1 tRNA gene is annotated in these 288 nt (G+C 40.3%); it reads right to left on the bottom strand.

Going from position 1 to position 288, the window contains the following annotated elements:
- Positions 1–109: 109 nt before the first annotated feature.
- Positions 110–185, bottom strand: a tRNA-Asn gene (locus VXS03_RS20185).
- Between the last annotated feature and the right edge of the window lie 103 nt (positions 186–288).

Raw genomic sequence — 288 nt, 5'->3', positions numbered from 1 at the left:
AGTCGAACTGGTGACCTACTGATTACAAGTCAGTTGCTCTACCTACTGAGCTAAGTCGGCACATTAATTCTTTTATATTTCTTCACTCTATTGAGTTAAGAAATAAATTTGGCTCCCTCTACTGGACTTGAACCAGTGACATACGGATTAACAGTCCGGCGTTCTACCAACTGAACTAAGAGGGAATTAACTTTTACTATTTAACACGATAACTCGTATCAAATTTTAATATGGTGCCTCGAGGCGGAATCGAACCACCGACACGAGGATTTTCAATCCTCTGCTCTA

Source organism: Photobacterium sp. S4TG1 (assembly GCF_036040035.1).
Classification (GTDB): domain Bacteria; phylum Pseudomonadota; class Gammaproteobacteria; order Enterobacterales; family Vibrionaceae; genus Photobacterium.
Note: the sequence above shows the minus strand (reverse complement) of the source record. Positions and strands in the feature narration are given on the sequence as shown.